The organism is Pseudomonas sp. HD6422 (assembly GCF_025377065.1).
GTDB classification, from domain to species: Bacteria; Pseudomonadota; Gammaproteobacteria; order Pseudomonadales; family Pseudomonadaceae; genus Aquipseudomonas; species Aquipseudomonas putida_U.
Genome location: NZ_JAHWIW010000002.1, coordinates 139,947 through 158,385, shown reverse-complemented (window position 1 = coordinate 158,385; position 18,439 = coordinate 139,947). Strand labels below are relative to the sequence as shown.

At 64.1% G+C, this 18,439-nt stretch carries 15 protein-coding genes and 1 tRNA gene; 14 read left to right on the top strand and 2 right to left on the bottom strand.

Annotation, left to right across the window (positions count from 1 at the left end):
- Positions 1-253: 253 nt before the first annotated feature.
- The 9 genes from KY379_RS01870 to KY379_RS01830 all read left to right on the top strand — a co-directional run bounded on the left by KY379_RS01870 (position 254) and on the right by KY379_RS01830 (position 7,967).
- On the top strand, positions 254-1,975 hold the full coding sequence (locus tag KY379_RS01870) for a tetratricopeptide repeat protein (RefSeq protein WP_261240840.1): 1,722 nt from the start codon (positions 254-256) through the stop codon (positions 1,973-1,975).
- Positions 1,976-1,978: 3 nt separating this feature from the next.
- Positions 1,979-2,596 (top strand): lipoprotein insertase outer membrane protein LolB, encoded by a 618-nt coding sequence (gene lolB / locus KY379_RS01865; RefSeq protein WP_133331277.1) that lies wholly within the window; start codon positions 1,979-1,981, stop codon positions 2,594-2,596.
- A gap of 4 nt (positions 2,597-2,600) precedes the next feature.
- Positions 2,601-3,461 carry a 4-(cytidine 5'-diphospho)-2-C-methyl-D-erythritol kinase gene (ispE, locus tag KY379_RS01860; protein ID WP_196172242.1) on the top strand — a complete coding sequence of 287 codons (861 nt, stop codon included), beginning with the start codon at positions 2,601-2,603 and terminating at the stop codon, positions 3,459-3,461.
- A gap of 20 nt (positions 3,462-3,481) precedes the next feature.
- Positions 3,482-3,556, top strand: a tRNA-Gln gene (locus KY379_RS01855).
- 48 nt (positions 3,557-3,604) lie between these two features.
- Positions 3,605-4,546, top strand: coding sequence for a ribose-phosphate pyrophosphokinase (locus KY379_RS01850; protein WP_003247410.1), 942 nt, complete (start codon positions 3,605-3,607; stop codon positions 4,544-4,546).
- Positions 4,547-4,664: 118 nt separating this feature from the next.
- A complete protein-coding gene (locus KY379_RS01845) occupies positions 4,665-5,264 on the top strand; it encodes a 50S ribosomal protein L25/general stress protein Ctc (RefSeq protein ID WP_133331272.1) in 600 nt (199 codons plus the stop codon).
- A gap of 81 nt (positions 5,265-5,345) precedes the next feature.
- Positions 5,346-5,930, top strand: coding sequence for an aminoacyl-tRNA hydrolase (pth, locus tag KY379_RS01840; protein ID WP_133331270.1), 585 nt, complete (start codon positions 5,346-5,348; stop codon positions 5,928-5,930).
- Positions 5,931-5,952: 22 nt separating this feature from the next.
- On the top strand, positions 5,953-7,053 hold the full coding sequence (ychF, locus tag KY379_RS01835) for a redox-regulated ATPase YchF (RefSeq protein WP_064314338.1): 1,101 nt from the start codon (positions 5,953-5,955) through the stop codon (positions 7,051-7,053).
- 146 nt (positions 7,054-7,199) lie between these two features.
- The gene (locus KY379_RS01830) at positions 7,200-7,967 is read left to right on the top strand and encodes an ATP-binding cassette domain-containing protein (protein WP_133331266.1); all 768 of its coding nucleotides are present in this window, start codon (positions 7,200-7,202) and stop codon (positions 7,965-7,967) included.
- Position 7,968: 1 nt separating this feature from the next.
- On the opposite strand, the gene KY379_RS01825 is transcribed toward KY379_RS01830, so the two are convergent.
- Positions 7,969-9,222 (bottom strand): lipase family protein, encoded by a 1,254-nt coding sequence (locus KY379_RS01825; protein ID WP_133331264.1) that lies wholly within the window; start codon positions 9,220-9,222, stop codon positions 7,969-7,971.
- 212 nt (positions 9,223-9,434) lie between these two features.
- Between KY379_RS01825 and KY379_RS01820 the strand changes: the two genes are divergently transcribed.
- The 5 genes from KY379_RS01820 to KY379_RS01800 all read left to right on the top strand — a co-directional run bounded on the left by KY379_RS01820 (position 9,435) and on the right by KY379_RS01800 (position 17,280).
- Entirely contained in the window at positions 9,435-11,084 is a 1,650-nt protein-coding gene (locus KY379_RS01820; protein WP_261240844.1) for a cyclic peptide export ABC transporter, read from the top strand.
- 2 nt (positions 11,085-11,086) lie between these two features.
- Entirely contained in the window at positions 11,087-11,983 is an 897-nt protein-coding gene (locus tag KY379_RS01815; RefSeq protein WP_133331260.1) for an ABC transporter substrate-binding protein, read from the top strand.
- Positions 11,976-13,961, top strand: coding sequence for a Fe(3+)-hydroxamate ABC transporter permease FhuB (gene fhuB, locus KY379_RS01810; RefSeq protein ID WP_133331258.1), 1,986 nt, complete (start codon positions 11,976-11,978; stop codon positions 13,959-13,961). Before KY379_RS01815 ends, fhuB begins: the two co-directional genes overlap by 8 nt.
- Entirely contained in the window at positions 13,958-14,716 is a 759-nt protein-coding gene (gene fhuF, locus KY379_RS01805; protein ID WP_196172239.1) for a siderophore-iron reductase FhuF, read from the top strand. The genes fhuB and fhuF overlap by 4 nt, the downstream gene beginning before the upstream one ends.
- Positions 14,717-14,829: 113 nt before the next feature.
- Positions 14,830-17,280: a TonB-dependent siderophore receptor gene (locus tag KY379_RS01800; RefSeq protein WP_261240845.1), complete on the top strand. Its 2,451-nt coding sequence runs from the start codon at positions 14,830-14,832 to the stop codon at positions 17,278-17,280.
- 187 nt (positions 17,281-17,467) lie between these two features.
- On the opposite strand, the gene KY379_RS01795 is transcribed toward KY379_RS01800, so the two are convergent.
- The gene (locus KY379_RS01795; protein ID WP_261240192.1) at positions 17,468-18,439 is read right to left on the bottom strand and encodes an alpha/beta hydrolase; all 972 of its coding nucleotides are present in this window, start codon (positions 18,437-18,439) and stop codon (positions 17,468-17,470) included.

Genomic DNA, 18,439 nt, shown 5'->3' with positions numbered 1-18,439 from the left:
TGAAGCCGATAATTGTCCTACTTCGCAGGTTTTAGAACAACCACCGTTCGCTATTGTCGTGATAGTGGTGGGTGCCTGGCATGAGAGGTGGGGTGGGGGCAAAATCGAGCGCCACCCCAGCTCTCAAACCAAACCCCAAGGAACCCGCCCCTCCTCAAAAGGTCGCAATTAACCAGACGCGCCACAGGTGGGTTTGCCCCCGCGCTTGTGTCATCATGCTCCGACCGCCGGTTAGTCCTCCTAAGCCTCCTTTATGAACAGACCCTACGCATTGCTGCTTGCCTTCGCCCTGCTCCAGGGCTGCCAGAGCCTGGCCCCGCACGAGGCCGAGCCTCCCGTCGCCGAGGCAGGCAAGGGCGCAGCCGACAAGCCTGTGGTGTACGGCTCGTTCAAGCAGGACACCCTCTACAGCCTGCTGGTCGCAGAGCTGGCCGGCCAGCGCAACCGCTTCGACATCGCCCTGGCCAACTACACCGACCAAGCGCAGAAGACCCAGGATCCTGGCGTTTCCGAGCGAGCCTATCGCATCGCCGAATACCTCGGCGCCGACGAGCCGGCCCTGGAAAACGCCCTCGTCTGGGCGCGCAACGACCCGCAGAACCTCGACGCCCAACGCGCCGCCGCCATCCAACTGGCCCGCGCCGGTCGCTACGACGACGCCATGACCTACATGGAGAAGGTGCTTCAAGGCCAGGGCGACACCCACTTCGACTTCCTCGCCCTGTCTGCCGCCGAAACCGACCAGAGCACCCGCGACGGCCTGATGCAGAGCTTCGAGCGACTTCTGGTCAAGTACCCGGACAACAGCCAGCTGGTATTCGGCAAGGCCCTGTTGTTGAACCAGGACGGCAAGGCCGAAGAGGCCCTCGACCTGCTCGAGTCGCATCCACCGCAAAACGGCGAGATAGCGCCGATCCTGCTCCGTGCGCGCCTGCTTCAGGCCCTCGACCGCGGCCCCGAAGCCCTGCCGCTGCTGCGCGAGGCGATTCGTGACAATCCCGATGACAAGCGCCTGCGCCTGACCTACGCCCGCACCCTGGTCGAACAGGACCGCATCGCCGACGCCAAAAGCGAATTCCTCAGCCTGGTCCAGCAGTACCCCGAAGACGACGAGCTGCGTTACTCGCTGGCGCTGGTCTGCCTGGAGAACAAGGACTGGGACGAAGCCGAGAACTACCTGCGCGAGCTGATCGAGCGCGACAGCAACGTCGATGCCGCACGCCTGAACCTCGGCCGAATCCAGGAAGAGCGCAACGACCCCGAAGGCGCCCTGCGCGAATACGCACGGGTCGGTCCTGGCCCGGATTACCTGCCGGCGCAGCTGCGCCAGGCCGACATCCTGATCGCCAATGGTCGTGGCACAGAAGCCTCGCGCCTGCTTGCCGAAGCCCGCGAGGCGCAGCCGGACTACGCCATCCAGCTGTACCTGATCGAATCGGAAAGCTACAGCAACAACAACAAGGACGCCCAGGCCGACCAGGTGCTGCAGCAAGGCATCAAGCGCTTCCCGGACGACCTCAATCTGCTCTACACCCGCGCCATGCTGGCCGAGAAGCGCGATGACCTGCCGCAGATGGAACATGACCTGCGCGCCATCATCGCCCGCGAACCGGACAACGCCATGGCCCTCAACGCCCTGGGCTACACCCTGGCCGACCGCACCACCCGCTACGCCGAAGCCAAGGCGCTGATCGAGAAAGCCCACCAGTTGACGCCCGACGACCCGGCCGTGCTCGACAGCCTGGGATGGGTCAACTACCGCCTGGGCAACCTCGACGAAGCCGAACGCTACCTGCGCCAGGCGTTCGAGCGCTTCCCCGACCACGAAGTGGCTGCCCACCTGGGTGAAGTGCTCTGGGCCAACGGCAAGCGCCGTGAAGCCCGCCAGGTGTGGAGCAAGGCCCTGCAAGCCCAACCCGACAGCACGGTCCTGCGCCAGACCGTGCTGCGCCTGACCGGATCAGAGACCCTCTAAACCATGTTCTTGCGCCATTGCATCACCTTCACCCTGATTGCCCTGCTCGCCGGCTGCGCCGGCTTCGGTAGCCGCGAAGCCCTCCAAGGCCACGGCGACCCCAAGCAGTGGCAAGCGCACAAGGCCCAGCTGAGCAGCCTCGACGGCTGGCAGATCAACGGCAAGGTCGGTATCCGCGCCCCCCGCGACTCCGGTAGCGGTACGTTGTTCTGGCTGCAACGCCAGGACTACTACGACATCCGCCTGGCCGGTCCACTGGGCCGTGGCGCCGCGCGCCTGACCGGCCGTCCCGGCGGCGTGGTGCTGGAGGTGGCCAACCAGGGCCGCTTCGAAGCCGACAGCCCTGAAGCGCTGCTCGAAGAGCAACTGGGCTGGCAATTGCCTGTGTCTCACCTGGTGTGGTGGGTCCGCGGCCTGCCCGCCCCCGATACCAAGAGCCAGCTGACGCTGGACGGCGATAGCCGCCTGGCCAGCCTGAACCAGGACGGCTGGCAGGTGCAGTACCTGAGCTATACCGAGCAAAACGGCTACTGGCTGCCCGAACGCATGAAACTGCACGGTGAGAACCTCGACGTGACCCTGGTGGTCAAGGACTGGCAGCCGCGCCAGCTGGGGCACTGACTCCATGCAGACGCTGACCCTGCCCGCCCCGGCCAAGCTCAACCTGTGGTTGCACATCATCGGCCGTCGCGCCGATGGCTACCATGAGCTGGAAACCGTGTTCCAGTTTCTCGACCATGGCGACGAGCTGCGTTTCGCCCTGCGCGAGGACGGTGTGATTCGCCTGCACACCGAGATCGAAGCGGTCCCCCACGACAGCAACCTGATCGTGCGCGCTGCGCGCAAGCTGCAGGAACAGTCCGGCACACAGCTGGGTGCCGACATCTGGCTGACCAAGGTGCTGCCCATGGGCGGCGGTATCGGCGGTGGCAGCTCGGACGCCGCCACCACTCTGCTGGGCCTGGCCCATCTGTGGCAATTGGACTGGGACGAAGACCGCCTGGCAGCCCTGGGCCTGACCCTGGGTGCCGACGTGCCGGTGTTCGTGCGCGGCCATGCGGCATTCGCCCAGGGTGTCGGCGAGCAACTGACCCCGGTCGACCCGGCCGAGCCCTGGTATGTCGTGCTGGTGCCGCAAGTGTCTGTCAGCACTGTAGAAATTTTTTCACATCCGCAGTTGACACGTGATTCCCTCCCCCTTAAGATGCGCCCCGTTCCCGAGGGAAACAGTCGAAATGACTGCCAACCGGTGGTAGAGCAGAGTTACCCGGAAGTTCGCAATGCGTTGAATTCACTGGGAAAATTCACAGATGCTCGATTGACCGGCACTGGAAGTTGCGTGTTTGGGGCCTTCCCAAGCAAAGCCGAAGCTGATAAAGTTCTGGCCCTTCTTTCAGCGACCCAAGCAGGGTTTGTGGCGAAAGGAAGCAATGTTTCGATGTTGCATCGCAAGCTGCAAAGTCTGATCAAGAAGTCGAGCTCATAAGAGTTCGCAGCAACAGATACAGGGGCGTCGCCAAGCGGTAAGGCAGCAGGTTTTGATCCTGCCATGCGTTGGTTCGAATCCAGCCGCCCCTGCCATTTTCCTTATACTCATCCAGGTATACCCTCAGCCTTCAGGTACTGCGCGTGTCCAAGATGATGGTCTTTACGGGGAACGCTAACCCCGATCTGGCTCGGCGTGTCGTACGTCAGCTGCATATCCCACTCGGTGACGTCTCTGTCGGTAAATTCTCCGACGGTGAGATCAGCACTGAGATCAATGAAAACGTTCGCGGTAAAGACGTCTTCATTATTCAGCCGACCTGCGCCCCGACCAACGATAACCTGATGGAACTGGTAGTGATGGCCGACGCCTTCCGCCGCTCCTCAGCATCCCGAATCACCGCCGTGATTCCTTACTTCGGATACGCCCGCCAGGACCGCCGTCCGCGTTCGGCACGTGTAGCCATCAGCGCCAAAGTCGTCGCTGACATGCTCACTGTCGTAGGTATCGACCGTGTACTCACCGTCGACCTGCACGCTGACCAGATCCAAGGCTTCTTCGATATCCCCGTCGATAACATCTACGGTTCGCCCGTACTCGTCGACGACATCGAAGACCAGCGTTTCGAGAACCTGATGATCGTCTCCCCGGACATCGGTGGTGTCGTGCGCGCACGTGCCGTCGCCAAGTCCCTGGGTGTCGATCTGGGTATCATCGACAAACGCCGTGAAAAGGCCAATCACTCCGAAGTGATGCACATCATCGGCGACGTCGAAGGACGCACCTGCATCCTGGTAGACGATATGGTCGACACCGCCGGCACCCTGTGCCACGCGGCCAAAGCCCTGAAAGAGCACGGCGCTGCGAAGGTTTACGCCTACTGCACGCACCCTGTCCTGTCGGGCCGCGCGATCGAGAACATCGAGAAGTCGGTACTGGACGAGCTGGTGGTGACCAACACCGTTCCACTGTCCGCCGCTGCTCAAGCCTGTGACCGTATCCGCCAGCTGGATATCGCACCGGTTGTGGCTGAAGCGGTCCGCCGCATCAGCAACGAAGAATCGATCAGCGCGATGTTCCGCTAAGCGGAACACGCGTTGACGAAAAGCGCCCCGCCCCAGCATGTGTTGGGGCGGGGCTTTTTTGCCATCCCCGTTGGCGCTGGTCGCAAACGCCCTCGGGGGGCTATTTTGGAGAAACAAAATGACTGATTTCACCCTGAACGCCCAAGCGCGTACTGACCTGGGGAAAGGTGCGAGCCGCCGCCTGCGTCACTCCGCTCACATCCCAGCCGTTGTCTACGGTGGTAACAAGGACGCTCAGTCCCTGACCATCCTGGCCAAGGAAATCACCAAGCTGTTCGAAGACGAAGCTGCCTTCAGCCACGTTCTGCAGCTGAACGTCGACGGCACCAAGCAAGACGTAGTGGTCAAGGCTCTGCAGCGCCACCCAGCCAAAGGCTTCATCATGCACGCCGACTTCGTTCGCGTCGTCGCTGGCCAGAAGCTGACCGCCAAGGTACCGGTTCACTTCATCAACGAAGAAGCCCCGGTCAAGAAAGGCGGCGAGATCTCCCACGTCGAGTCCGAGATCGAAGTTTCCTGCGAAGCCAAAGACCTGCCAGAGTTCATCGAAGTCGACCTGGCCAAGGCTGAAATCGGCACCATCATCCACCTGTCGGACCTGAAAGCTCCGAAAGGCGTAGAGTTCGTCGCTCTGGCCCACGGTGATGACAAAGCTGTTGCCAACGTTCACGCTCCGCGCGTTGCTGCCGAAGCTGCTGACGAAGGCGCTGCCGAGTAATCCACTCGCGCGCCGGTGTTGATCGGGTTACAGTGCGCCCCGCGCCCTGTAACCCACCAACTCCAAGGAAGAGCCCCTGACGTGACCGCCATCCAGTTGATCGTCGGCCTGGGTAACCCCGGCCCCGAATACGAACAGACCCGGCATAACGCAGGGGCTCTTTTCGTAGAACGCATCGCCAGCGCCCAGCGCGTTTCGCTGACCGCTGACAAAAAGTATTTTGGCCTGACGGCGAAATTCAGCCATCAGGGCAACGATGTTCGCCTGCTCATCCCCACCACCTACATGAACCGCAGCGGCCAGTCCGTGGCGGCATTGGCCAATTTCTTCCGCATCAAGCCGGAAGCGATCCTGGTGGCGCACGACGAACTCGACCTGCCTCCGGGCGTTGCCAAGCTCAAGCGCGGCGGCGGCCATGGGGGGCACAACGGCCTGCGCGACATCATCGCGCAGCTCGGCAACCAGAACGACTTTTACCGCCTGCGGCTTGGCATCGGCCACCCGGGCGACGCCAAACTGGTCTCCAACTTCGTCCTGGGCCGCGCGCCACGCGCCGAGCAGGAGAAGCTCGACGCCAGCATCGATTTTGCCCTCGGCGTGCTGCCGGACGTGCTGGCCGGCGACTTCGCCAAGGCCATGCGTGAGCTGCACAGCCAGAAGGCCTGATTTCCTAGAGAGGGGAATACCCATGGGTTTCAATTGCGGCATCGTCGGCCTGCCCAACGTCGGCAAGTCCACCCTGTTCAACGCCCTGACCAAGTCTGGCATCGCGGCGGAGAACTTCCCCTTCTGCACCATCGAGCCTAACAGCGGCATCGTGCCGATGCCCGATGCCCGTTTGGCAGCATTGGCGGAAATCGTCAAACCCAACCGCATTCTGCCGACCACCATGGAGTTCGTCGACATCGCAGGTCTGGTGGCCGGTGCGTCCAAAGGTGAAGGCCTGGGCAACAAGTTCCTCGCCAACATCCGCGAGACCGATGCCATTGCCCACGTGGTTCGCTGCTTCGAAGACGAGAACGTGATCCACGTTTCCAACAGCGTCGACCCCAAGCGCGACATCGAGATCATCGACCTCGAGCTGATCTTCGCCGACCTCGACAGCTGCGAGAAACAACTGCAGAAGGTCGCTCGCAACGCCAAGGGCGGCGACAAGGAAGCCCTGGCACAAAAGGCCATCCTCGAACAGCTGATCCCGCACTTCACCGAAGGCAAGCCCGCGCGCAGCCTGATGAAGAACATGAGCGCCGAAGACAAGGCGGTCATCCGCGGCTTCCACCTGCTGACCAGCAAGCCGGTGATGTACATTGCCAACGTCGCCGAAGACGGCTTCGACAACAACCCGCACCTGGACGTAGTCAAGGCCATTGCCGAGGAAGAAGGCGCGGTGGTGGTACCAGTGTGCAACAAGATCGAAGCCGAAATCGCCGAGCTGGACGACGGCGAGGAGAAGGACATGTTCCTCGAGGCTCTCGGCCTGGAAGAGCCCGGCCTGAACCGCGTGATCCGCGCCGGTTACGAGCTGCTCAACCTGCAGACCTACTTCACCGCCGGCGTGCAGGAAGTCCGCGCCTGGACCGTCCGCGTAGGCGCGACCGCGCCGCAGGCGGCGGGTGTCATCCACACCGACTTCGAAAAAGGCTTCATCCGCGCCGAAGTGGTGGCCTATGACGACTTCATCCAGTTCAAGGGTGAAAGCGGAGCCAAGGAAGCCGGCAAATGGCGCCTGGAAGGCAAGGACTACATCGTCAAGGATGGCGACGTGATGCACTTCCGTTTCAACGTCTGAGCCCAAACCTATCAGTCCAAACCCCTTGAGGCCACCGCTTCAAGGGGTTTTGTTTTTCTGGCAAGCCAGCTCGCTTTATTGTTGATAATCATTATCAAGCTGGTATAGGGTGTTGCCCTCCCTTGGGCCGCTACGCACCGCACCCCATGTTCGCACTCGACGCCGTCAGCTTCAGCCTGCCTGAACGCACCCTGCTCCAGCCACTCGACCTGACCATCGAGCACGGCCATATGGTCGGCCTGATCGGCCACAACGGCTCGGGCAAGTCCACCCTGCTCAAGTTGCTGGCGCGCCAGCAGGCACCCACCGCCGGGCACATCTCGCTCGATGGCCAGCCGCTGCAGAGTTGGGGGCAACGCGACTTCGCCCGCCAGGTGGCCTACCTGCCCCAGCACCTGCCGCCGGCAGATGGACTCACCGCCCGCGAACTGGTGCGCTACGGCCGCTACCCCTGGCATGGCGCCCTGGGCCGCTTCAGCGACGAGGATCATGCCCAGGTGGAGCGGGCCATGGAGCTGACCGACACACGGATGTTCGCCGAACGCCTGGTCGATAGCCTCTCCGGCGGCGAACGCCAGCGGGTCTGGCTGGCCATGCTGTTGGCCCAGAACAGCCGCTACCTGCTGCTCGACGAACCGATCTCGGCGCTGGACGTGGCCCACCAGGTGGAAGTGCTGGCCCTGGTGCGTGAACTCAGCCAAGCGCTTGACCTGGGCGTCCTGTTGGTGCTGCACAGCATCGACATGACCGCGCGCTACTGCGACCGCTTCATCGCCTTGCACGGCGGCCGCCTGCTGGCCAGCGGCACACCGGCAGAACTGATGAACGCCGAGATGCTCCAGGCCATCTACGGCATTCCCATGGGGGTGATGGCGCATCCCGAAGGCAAGGCGCCGATCAGCTACCTGCGTTGACTCAGCGCGCCGGATCGAGCAGGGCGCTGCGCACCGCCCCCAGGCACAGGTAGACGCCCCATTGGGTGTGCGCATGCACCCCATCCACATCGGCGGCCATCTCGTCGTCGACATCGATCACCGGCACTTTCACCCCCTGCCGGGCGAAAGCGCGGCTGGCGGTCTGGGCATTCTTGAACTCCACCACCGTGTCCCGCCGTGCGCCACACAGCACGGTCGGCGTGCGCGGCTTCCAGTCGAGCAGGTCGTTGCGCGCCAGGGCCAGGCGCAACGGGTTGTCGGCATTGGCCATGAAGTCGTGGGTAAAGGCCGGCTGGCGCAGCTTGTCCATGGGCAGGCGATTCTGCCCGACCAGTTCGAAGATGCCCTCGGAGCCGGGCATAAGGCTCTCCACAGCGCTGGCATAGGGCTGCTGGAACAGCTCCTGGGGACGCTGGTAAAGGTTGCCGTAGACTTTCTCCATGCTCACCGTGGCATAAGCGAACAGGTACGGCGCCAGCGCATTGCTGCCACTGGCCGAGCCACTTGGCCAGGCATCGAGAAAGGTCTGCTGCAACGCATAGGGGCCGGACATCGGCGCGCTGGCCACCAGGTCGAACTCCCGGGCATCGTCCCGCTCGATGGCGCGCTGCGCCGCCATGGCCGCGTGACCACCCTGGGAGTACCCAGCCAGCATCACTTTGCCGGAAAACCTGGCCCCCAGACTCGCCCCGGCACGCCGGGCGGCGCGCAAGGCATCGATGACCGCGCTGGCTTCGGAGTCGCTGTGCAAATAAGGGTGGAAGGGATAATCCGACTTGCCCAGGCCCAGATAATCGGTGGCCGAGACGATATAACCCTGACTGGCGAAGAAACTCATCAACGGGCTGTTGCCATTGGCCAACAACAACTCGGCCTGGGCTGAATCACGGCGGGTCTCGGTGCCACGTGCCCAGCCCAGCAAGGGGGCCGGCCCCTGGCAATCGGCACCCTCGGGCAGCAACAGCATCTGTGAAGCCTTGGCCGGCTCCTGGTGCACGCCGACCGTGGCGTACACCACCTCGACCAGACGCACGTCGCAGCGCGGGGTGCCGACGTAAGCCTTGCGCTCACCCAACTGTTTCTCGATCTCGGCGCGGGAGAAATGCTTGAGGGTCGTCACGCTCAGCGGCGTGCCCCGGACAGGGCTCGCCTGCTGGGTCGCCAGTGCCGGCGCAGTCAGGCCGATACCGGCGAAGCCCAGCCCGATCAATACTGCCAGTTTCGTGCAATGCATCTTGGTTCCTTGTTACGGCCCCATTGCCCGGTGCCGGCTCAACAGCCCAGACAGCAGGCAATACAGGCGGTTGACGAAGTTACAGAGGGCTCTTGTGTGACGAAACGCATCTGGCGCGATTTAGTTCTCAATTTTCGCGGGGCTCGTTCGTCCTATTAAGGATGACCCCCGTATAGGCACCCCTAGGTGCCCCGTAATTAAGGATTGCCACGATGTCCATGCATCCACGCAGCTCATTCATTGAACTTCTGCGCCTTATCAAGCCCATGCGCGGCGTCCTGATGATATCCATCGTGCTCGGAATCCTCGGCGGCCTGAGTATCACCGGACTGCTGGCCACCATCAACGCCAGCCTGCACAGCGACAGCGCCGGCAACCTGGGCCTGCTGCTGGCCTTCGGCGGACTGTGCGTCATGGCCCTGGTGGGCTCGATTCTCTCCGACATCGGCACCAACTACGTGGGCCAGCACGTGATCGCCCGCCTGCGTATCGAACTGGGCCGGCGCATCCTGTCGGCACCCATCGACCAACTGGAGAGCTACCGCAGCCACAAGCTGACCCCGGTGCTGACCCACGACGTCGACACCATCAGCGACTTCGCCTTCGTCCTCGCCCCGCTGGCCGTCTCGCTCAGCGTTACCCTGGGTTGCCTGGCCTACCTTGCCAACCTGTCGCTGCCGATGTTCCTCACCACCGTGGTCGCCGTGCTCATCGGCAGCGCCGTGCAGTACCTGGCCCGGGTCCGTGGCATCAAGGGCTTCTTCGAAGCGCGTGAACACGAGGACGAACTGCAGAAACAGTACCGCGCCATCTCCGAGGGCGCCAAGGAACTGCGCATCAACCGTAGCCGTCGGCTGCGCCTGTTCGAAGACAAGCTCAAGGGCACCACCCAGCGCATCTGCGACATCCAGGTCCGCTCGATCAAACTGTTCGTGATCGCCAAGGGCTTCGGCTCGACCTTGTTCTTCATCGTCATCGGCGTCGCCCTGGCCTTCCAGGCGCTGTGGCCCAGCACCGACAAAGCCACGCTCAGCGGCTTCATCCTGGTGCTGTTGTACATGAAAGGCCCGCTGGAGCACCTGATCGGCACTCTGCCCATCGTCAGCCGTGCCCAAGTGGCCTTCAAACGCATCGCCGACCTGTCGGCGCGCTTCTCCTCGCCAGAACCGCACCTGATGCTGGCCGACACCCGCCCGGCGCCCACCAGCATCGACAGCCTGGAACTGCGCGACGTGCGCTATACCTACCCGCGACAGCCCGATACCGCGCCATTCGAGCTCGGCCCGATCAACCTGAAGGTCAAGCGCGGCGAGATCCTGTTCATCGTTGGCGAGAACGGCTGTGGCAAGACCACCCTGATCAAGCTGCTGCTGGGCCTGTACGTGCCGCAGCAAGGCGCCATCCTGCAGGACGGCCAGCCGGTCACCCCCGAGCACTACGACGACTACCGCCAGTTGTTCACCACCATCTTCTCCGACTACTTCCTGTTCGACGATCTGATCCAGGCCGACGAAGAAGTACCGGTGGACGCTGAGCAATACCTGCAACGCCTGGAAATTTGCCACAAGGTGAACATCAAGGAAGGCAAGTTCTCCACCACCGATCTGTCCACCGGCCAACGCAAGCGCCTGGCGCTGCTGCAGGCCTGGACCGAGAAACGTCCGGTACTGGTGTTCGACGAGTGGGCCGCCGACCAGGACCCGACGTTCCGCCGCATTTTCTACAGCGAACTGCTACCGAGCCTGAAGGCCATGGGCAAGACCATCATCGTGATTTCCCACGACGACCGTTACTTCGATTGCGCCGACCATCTGCTCAAACTCGAATCAGGCAAGGTGCTCGATGAAATGACCGCGGCCTGATCATGCCAACACCCTCCACACCAGCGCCAGGCATCAGCCGCCGCCGCTGCCTGCTCGGTCTGGCCGGGTTGGCCCTGGCGCCCTGCCTGCCGGCCCTGGCCCAGGCGCCACGCCTGGTGACGCTGGACTGGAGCATCGCCCAGACCCTGCTGGCGCTGGACGCGCCGCTGCTGGCCACTGCGGAGATCGAACGCTACCGCCACCTCGTGCGCGTTCCCGCCATCCCTGCCGGCGTCCTGGAGCTGGGCTTGCGCCAGGAACCGAACCTGGAACTGCTGGCCCAGCTCGCCCCCGACCGGATCCTCATCAACAGTCACCAGGGCACCCTGCGCGATCGCTTGCAGGCGATTGCGCCGGTAGAGGCCTATTCGTTCGTCAGTGAGCAGGGCCAACCGCTGCGTCAGGCCGCCGACACCACCCGGCAGATCGCCCGTGCGGTAGCGCGCGAGGCCCAGGCCGAAGCCTGCATCGAGAGCCTTCAGCAACAGTTGCAGCAGGCCCGCGACGTTCTGCATGGGCTCGGCGACCGCCCGCTGTACCTGATCAGCCTGGTGGACAACCGCCGGGCCATGGTGTTTGGCCGCCACAGCCTGTTCCACGACGTGCTCGAGCAGGTGGGGGTACGCAACGCCTGGGAAGGCGCCACCAACCAGTGGGGCTACGCCACCATCGGCCTGGAGCAGTTGGCCGCCACTCCCGATGCCGCCCTGCTCTACTTCAACAGCGCTGCCGGGTTGCAGGACAGCCTGCCCGACAACCCGATCTGGAACCGCCTTGGTTTTGTCCGTGAGCAACGCCTGGCAAAGCTCCCGGAGGTGCTGTTCTTCGGTGGCTTGCCCGCCGCCGCCGAATTCACCCGCCTGTTGCTCGAACACCTGCCGGAGACGCAGCATGCATGACACGCCCCTCGCGCAACCGCGCCAGCTGTTCTGGCCGCTGGTGCTGGTCGCACTGGTCGCCACCGGCCTGACCCTGGCCAGCTTCGGCAAACAGCTACCGGGGGCACTGTGGTTGCAAGCGATCCTCAACCCCGACAGCCAGGACATGCGTCAATTGATCCTGCATTACAGCGTACTGCCACGCATCGTCACTGCCTGGCTCTGCGGCTATGCCCTGGCGCTGGCCGGTACGGTACTGCAACAGGCACTGCGCAACCCGTTGGCTGAACCAGGCACCTTGGGCATCACCTCCGGCGCGCACCTGGCCCTGGTGCTGTGCACGCTGTTCGCCCCCGGTTTGCTGGAATGGGGGCGGGAATGGCCGGCCCTGGTCGGCGGCCTGGTGGCGGCAGCGCTGGTCATCGGCCTGGCCGCCCGTCAGGCGTTCTCACCCGTAGCGCTGATCCTCGCCGGGCTGGTGATCAGCTTGTGCTTCGGCGCTTTCAGCGCCGCCATGGCCTTGTTCAACCACGACTACCTGATGGGTCTGTTCATCTGGGGCAGTGGTTCGCTGGGCCAGTTGGACTGGACCAGCGTGCGTTTCATGCTGCCCTACGTGCTGTTCGCCACCTTCGCGCTGGCCCTGCTGGCACGTCCCCTGGCCTTGCTCGGCCTGGACGACAACGGCGCCCGCAGCCTGGGCCTGAACGCCGGACGCGTGCGGGTGCTGGCGGTAATGCTGGCGGTGCTGCTGAGCGCGGTCACCGTCGCTGCCGTGGGCGTCATCGCCTTCGTTGGCCTGGCCGCGCCCACCCTCGCCCGCCTGCTGGGCGCACGGCGCCTGCGCTCGCGACTGTTCTGGGCTCCGCTGATCGGCGCGCTGCTGCTCTGGCTCACCGATCAACTGGTGTTGCGCTACCCCATGGGCTACCGGGAAATCCCCACCGGCATCGCCACCGCCCTGCTCGGGGCACCGCTGTTGATCTGGCTGCTGCCGCAACTGCGAGCCGCCCGCCAGCTCAGCGTGGCGCGGCCAGCACTGCAGCGCCCACTGCAACGCCCTCGGTTGTGGCTGAGCATCGGTGCCCTGGCACTGATCGCGCTGCTCGGCGTGGCCTTGCTGGTAGGCCAAGGCCCCGATGGCTGGCACTGGACCGCCAGTGACCAGTGGCAGACCTTGTTGCCCCTGCGCGCCCCCCGGGTGTTCGCAGCATTGGCAGCCGGGGTGATGCTGGCGCTGGCGGGGCTGTTCATCCAGCGCCTCACCGGCAACCCCATGGCCAGCCCGGAGGTACTGGGTATCAGCGAGGGCGCCGCCGTCGCGGTGATCGCCCTGAGCTTTATGCTGGCCAGCCCCGACCGCGGCCTGCAACTGCTGGCCGGCACGGGTGGGGCGCTATTGATGATGGCTGTGCTGTTCATCCTCAACGCCCGCTCGCAGTTCATTCCGGAGCGCGTGCTGCTCAGTGGCATCGCCATCACTACCGCCTTCAGCGTGTTGGTCACGGTGCTGCTGTCCAGCGGCGATCCACGGGTTGGCGGGCTGCTCGCCTGGATGTCCGGCTCCACTTACCAGGTCAGCGCCCACGAGGCCGGCCTGGCGGTGCTTTGCGCCGTGCTGCTGGCCTGCCTTACACCGCTGCTGTTGCGCTGGCTCGAGCTGTTGCCCCTGGGCACGCCCACCGCCTTGGCACTGGGGGTCGACATCGGCTGGGCACGCGCCTGCGTGCTGGTGATGGTGGCCTTGCTCAGCGCCGCCGCCACGTTGATCATCGGCCCCTTGAGCTTCGTCGGCCTGATGGCCCCGCACATCGCCCGCCTGCTGGGGTTGCGTGGTGCCCCCCAACAGGCACTGGGGGCGATGCTGGTCGGTGGGCTGATCATGGTGCTCGCCGACTGGTTGGGGCGTAACCTGATCTATCCGTTCCAGATTCCGGCCGGGCTATTCGCCACCTGCATCGGCTGCCCGTACTTCATCTGGCTGATGCGCAAGGCATGAACCGCCCGCCCCTGCCCCCCAGTGCCGCCGAGCGCCTGCAGACGCTAGCCATGGACAGCCGTGTGCCGGCCCTCCAGCGCTTGAGCCTCGACCCCGCGCGCAGCCGCCTGCGCGCCAGCCAACTGCTGGAAAGCGCGACCCTGACCGAGCTGTTGGCCTGCTACAGCCAGCGCTTTCCAGGCTGTGACCGCCGTGCGGTGATCTCGCTGTGGAGCAAGGGTTACTTCGAAGCGTTGTTCCCGCCGTTGCTGGCAGCCACCCTGAGCCTGGAACTGCGCTTGCCGATCGCCTTGGAAGACCTGGGCATCGACGTCAACGAACGCGGCACACCGATCCTGATCGTACTGCCCGACCCAGGGCAGGTCATGGACCACCCCGACCAAGCTGCCCAGCAACTGTGCCAACTGTTTCACGACAACCTCACGCCGTTCGTCGAACATGTGGCGCGCTTCGGCAAGGTATCGGCGCGGGCCTTGTGGGGCAACGTCGCAGCCTACCTGGCCTGGGCCATGAACCTGCTGGTGCAGCAGCAATGGCTGGCGCCCAGACGAGCGCTGGAAGTCCGGGCACTGTTCAGCGCCCGCGAACTGCCCGATGGCCGGGCCAATCCTCTGCACAGCGCCTACCAGTTCGAAACTGCCGATGGCCAGCCCCGACGCAAGGTGTGCTGCCTGCGTTACCAACTGCCCGATCTGCCTTACTGCGCCGACTGCCCACTGACTTGCCGACCACCCCGTACAGCCCGTGCCGGCTGAGAGGGTTTAGGGCTTAGCCATGCGCAGCGATAAAAGTTTCCGGTTTATTGCGTGATTTGCGTCTCATTACTAATAACAAACACATCTCACTCTCACACCCTAGGCAAAGACACATGATTCGCAGTCCTTCTCCCTCGCAACCGACTCTGCTCTCAATGTTGCTGCGCCGGCGCTGGCAGCCTCTGGCCGCTGGCGCCTTCACCCTGGCAATGCTGTGCACACAGGCCCAGGCAGCCCCCGTGGCGGTGAACATCCCGTCGCAACCACTGGGCAACGCGCTGGTGGCCCTGGGTCAGCAGAGTGGGCTGCAGATCCTCTACCAGAGCGACCTGGTCAACGGGCTGCGCGCTCCGGCCGTGCAGGGTGAAATGGAACCGACCGTGGCCTTGCAGCGGCTGCTCGACGGCACCGGCGTGCGCTACTCGGTCAGCGATGGCGTGGTCAATCTGTACCGCACCGACGACAACGCCCTGACCCTGCCCAACACCAACATCAACAGCGTCGGCGTACAGAGCGTCACCGCACCCATGGAAGGCGTGGTCGCCACGCGCTCGGCGGTAGGCACCAAGACCAACACCGCCATCAGCGAAGTGCCGCAGTCGATTTCGGTCATCACCCGCGACGAGATGGACAAGCGCGGCGTGCAGGACTTCAACTCCGCGGTGGCCTACACCCCCGGTATCCGCGCCGTCGATTACGCCGGTGGCCAGGGAGCGCCGGACATCTACCTGCGCGGCTTTCGCTCGTTCAACCTGTTCGGTATCTACAAGGACGGCCTGCGCAGCGGCTTCAACCAATACGACACCGACTTCGAAACCTACGGTCTGGAACGTCTCGACGTGATCAAAGGCCCGGCCTCGGTGCTGTATGGTCAGATGGCCCCTGGCGGCATGGTCAACCTGACCAGCAAGCGCCCCACCGACGAACCCATCCATGAAATCCAGATCCAGGGCGGCAGCTTCGACCGCAAGCAAGGCGCCATCGACCTCGGTGGCCGGCTCGACGACGAAGGCAAGTTCACCTATCGCCTGGTGGCACTCAAGCGCGACAGCGGCACCCAGGTCGACCATTCGCCGGACGACCGCACCTACGTCGCTCCAGCGCTGACCTGGAAGCCTGACGATGACACCAGTTTCACCGTCCTGGCCAGTTACCTGAAAACCCGCAAGGGCGGCGCCGAACAGAGCTTTCCGGTGAACGGCACATTGACCAATACACCGTACGGCCACATTCCGTCGAGCACCTACCTGGGCGACCCGCACGTGAGCAAGTACGAGGTCGAGAACACCTCCCTCGGCTACATCTTCGAGCGCCAACTGAACGACGACTGGAAGTTCACCCAGAACGCCCGCTACATGAAGGTCGACGTCGACTACATCAGCAACGGTGCCCGCAACAGCGGCCAACTCGGCAGCGACGGACGTACCTATACCTTCGGCTACCAGAAGCGGCCGAAGAAAACCGATACCTTCCTGCTCGACAACAACCTGGGCGGCCACTTCGAGACCGGCGCCATCGGTCACGATGTACTGGTCGGCCTGGACTACGGCCATTACTCGGGCCGCGAATCACGCCGTGGCGTCACCTCCAACCAGACTGTCGACATCTTCGACCCGGTCTACAATGCCAGCCCGACCTGGAGCAGCACGCTGCAGACCGATGGCAAGAGCGTCGTCTCGCAGAAGGGCGTGTATTTCCAGGACATCCTCAGCCTCGACAACTGGCGCCTGACCCTGGGCGGGCGCAAGGACTGGGTTGAAGGCCGCGAATACAGCTACCTGTACGATGTCCGCAGCGTACAGAAAGACCACAAGTTCACCGGCCGCGTGGGCCTGGCCTACCTGTTCGACAACGGCATCACCCCCTACGCCAGCTACAGCACCTCGTTCCAGCCGACATCGGGCGTGGCCCAGGACGGCAGCTACTTCAAGCCCACCGAGGGCGAACAGTACGAAGTGGGTATCAAGTACGAGCCGCCAGGCTACAACAGCTTCATCACCTTGTCGGTGTATGACCTGACCCAGAAGAACGTCACCACCACCGACCCGACCAACCCCAGCTTCCAGGTACAGACCGGCGAGCAGCGTTCCCGTGGTGTCGAGCTCGAAGGCAAGGCCGAGTTGACCCGCGGCCTCGACCTGATCGCCTCGTATGCCTACACCGATGCCGAAGTGACCAAGGCCAACCCGGTGGGCACCGGTGCCAACGCGTACAGCCTCAAAGGCAACGTACCGATTTCGGTGCCCAAGGACACCGCCTCGCTGTGGCTCGACTACACCGTGCAAGGCGGCCCGCTGGAAGGTTTGGGCATGGGAGTCGGGCAGCGTTATGTCGGCTCCTCCTACAACGCCAAGAACACCGTCAAGGTCCCTCACTACACCCTCACCGACGCCAGCGTGCGCTACGACCTGGGCCATTTGACCGACGACCTGAAAGGGGTTTCCGTGGACCTGAGTGCGAGCAACCTCTTCGACAAGCGCTACTTCACCCCCGGTTTCTATGAAGAAACCGTGTTCTACGGCAACCGCCGCACGGTCATCGGCAGCCTGACCTACAAGTGGTGAACCAACGCTGAAAAAAAGCTCCGTGACGGCAGACGCCGCACGGAGCTTTTTTTGGGGTTCTTCGTGGGAGAGGCTCGGCATGGCTTGAGGGCTATGGGTTGGGGGGGGGGGGGGGGGGGGGCGGGGGGGGGGGGGGGGGGCGGGCGCGCCCCCCCCCCCCCCCCCCCCCCCCCCAACCCCGCACCACCTAAGCGAACACCCCTGAGCCAAACACCTCCAACAAAACCTCGGCGATCAGCGCCTGGGCCTGCTCAGCCTCATCCACCAACGCACCCATGCGCACGAAGTCGTGGGTCATGCCCTCGTACACTTCGCAGCGCACCCGGACCCCGCTCGAACGCGCCTTGTCGGCATAAGCCAGGGCCTGGTCGTAGAGCGGATCGTGATCGCCCACCAGCATCAGCATCGGAGCGGCAGTGCCGGGCACGGTACCGAGCAACGGTGAGAAGCGCGGGTCCAGCCGGTCCTCGGGCTGGCGCTGATAATGCTGATAGAACCATTCCAGGGTACGCGCCTCGAGCAAATAACCCTCGGCGAACCGCTGCATCGAGTCGCCTTGGTCGGTGGCGTCGGTCACCGGGTAGATCAGCACTTGCAAGCGCGGTTGCACGTCAGCCAGGTCCGGGTTGGCCGCCAACTGGTTGGCCAGCACCGTGGCCAGGCTGCCGCCGACACTGTCGCCACCGAGGGCCACACGCGACGGGTCCAGAGCCAGCTCAGCGGCGTTGCCCAGCAACCACTGCAACGCCTGCAGGGCATCCTCGCAGGCCCCTGGGAAGCGCTGTTCCGGGGCCAGCCGGTAGGCCACCGCCAGCACCGCACAACGCGCCTGCTGGGCCAGGGCGCGGCACAGCGAATCGTGGGAGTCGAGACTGCCAACCACATAGCCGCCGCCGTGGAAATACAACAGGACCGGCAGTGCAGCATCATCCACCACGTCGCGATACAGCCGCGCTGCCAGCGGCCCGCCGGGGCCGGGAATGGTCAAGGCCTGCACCCTGTGCACAGGCTCCGGTCCCAGGTCGAGACGCTGCGAGGTCAGTTCGAACTCGCTGCGCGCCTGCTCCGGGCTGAGGTCAGCCATGGCCTGTACTTTGCCCTGGGACCGGCCCGCTTGGGCCAGCTCCAGGAATGCTGCGATTTCCGGGTTCAACGCCAT

Coding starts and splice junctions, on each gene's coding strand:
- ychF (WP_064314338.1), top strand. CDS start 5,953: ATGGGTTTCAATTGCGGCATCGTCGGCCTGCCCAACGTCGGCAAGTCC.
- KY379_RS01830 (WP_133331266.1), top strand. CDS start 7,200: ATGTTCGCACTCGACGCCGTCAGCTTCAGCCTGCCTGAACGCACCCTG.
- KY379_RS01825 (WP_133331264.1), bottom strand. CDS start 9,222: ATGCATTGCACGAAACTGGCAGTATTGATCGGGCTGGGCTTCGCCGGT.
- fhuF (WP_196172239.1), top strand. CDS start 13,958: ATGAACCGCCCGCCCCTGCCCCCCAGTGCCGCCGAGCGCCTGCAGACG.
- KY379_RS01800 (WP_261240845.1), top strand. CDS start 14,830: ATGATTCGCAGTCCTTCTCCCTCGCAACCGACTCTGCTCTCAATGTTG.
- ispE (WP_196172242.1), top strand. CDS start 2,601: ATGCAGACGCTGACCCTGCCCGCCCCGGCCAAGCTCAACCTGTGGTTG.
- KY379_RS01795 (WP_261240192.1), bottom strand. CDS start 18,439: ATGGCGTTGAACCCGGAAATCGCAGCATTCCTGGAGCTGGCCCAAGCG.
- KY379_RS01820 (WP_261240844.1), top strand. CDS start 9,435: ATGTCCATGCATCCACGCAGCTCATTCATTGAACTTCTGCGCCTTATC.
- KY379_RS01870 (WP_261240840.1), top strand. CDS start 254: ATGAACAGACCCTACGCATTGCTGCTTGCCTTCGCCCTGCTCCAGGGC.
- KY379_RS01845 (WP_133331272.1), top strand. CDS start 4,665: ATGACTGATTTCACCCTGAACGCCCAAGCGCGTACTGACCTGGGGAAA.
- lolB (WP_133331277.1), top strand. CDS start 1,979: ATGTTCTTGCGCCATTGCATCACCTTCACCCTGATTGCCCTGCTCGCC.
- KY379_RS01815 (WP_133331260.1), top strand. CDS start 11,087: ATGCCAACACCCTCCACACCAGCGCCAGGCATCAGCCGCCGCCGCTGC.
- fhuB (WP_133331258.1), top strand. CDS start 11,976: ATGCATGACACGCCCCTCGCGCAACCGCGCCAGCTGTTCTGGCCGCTG.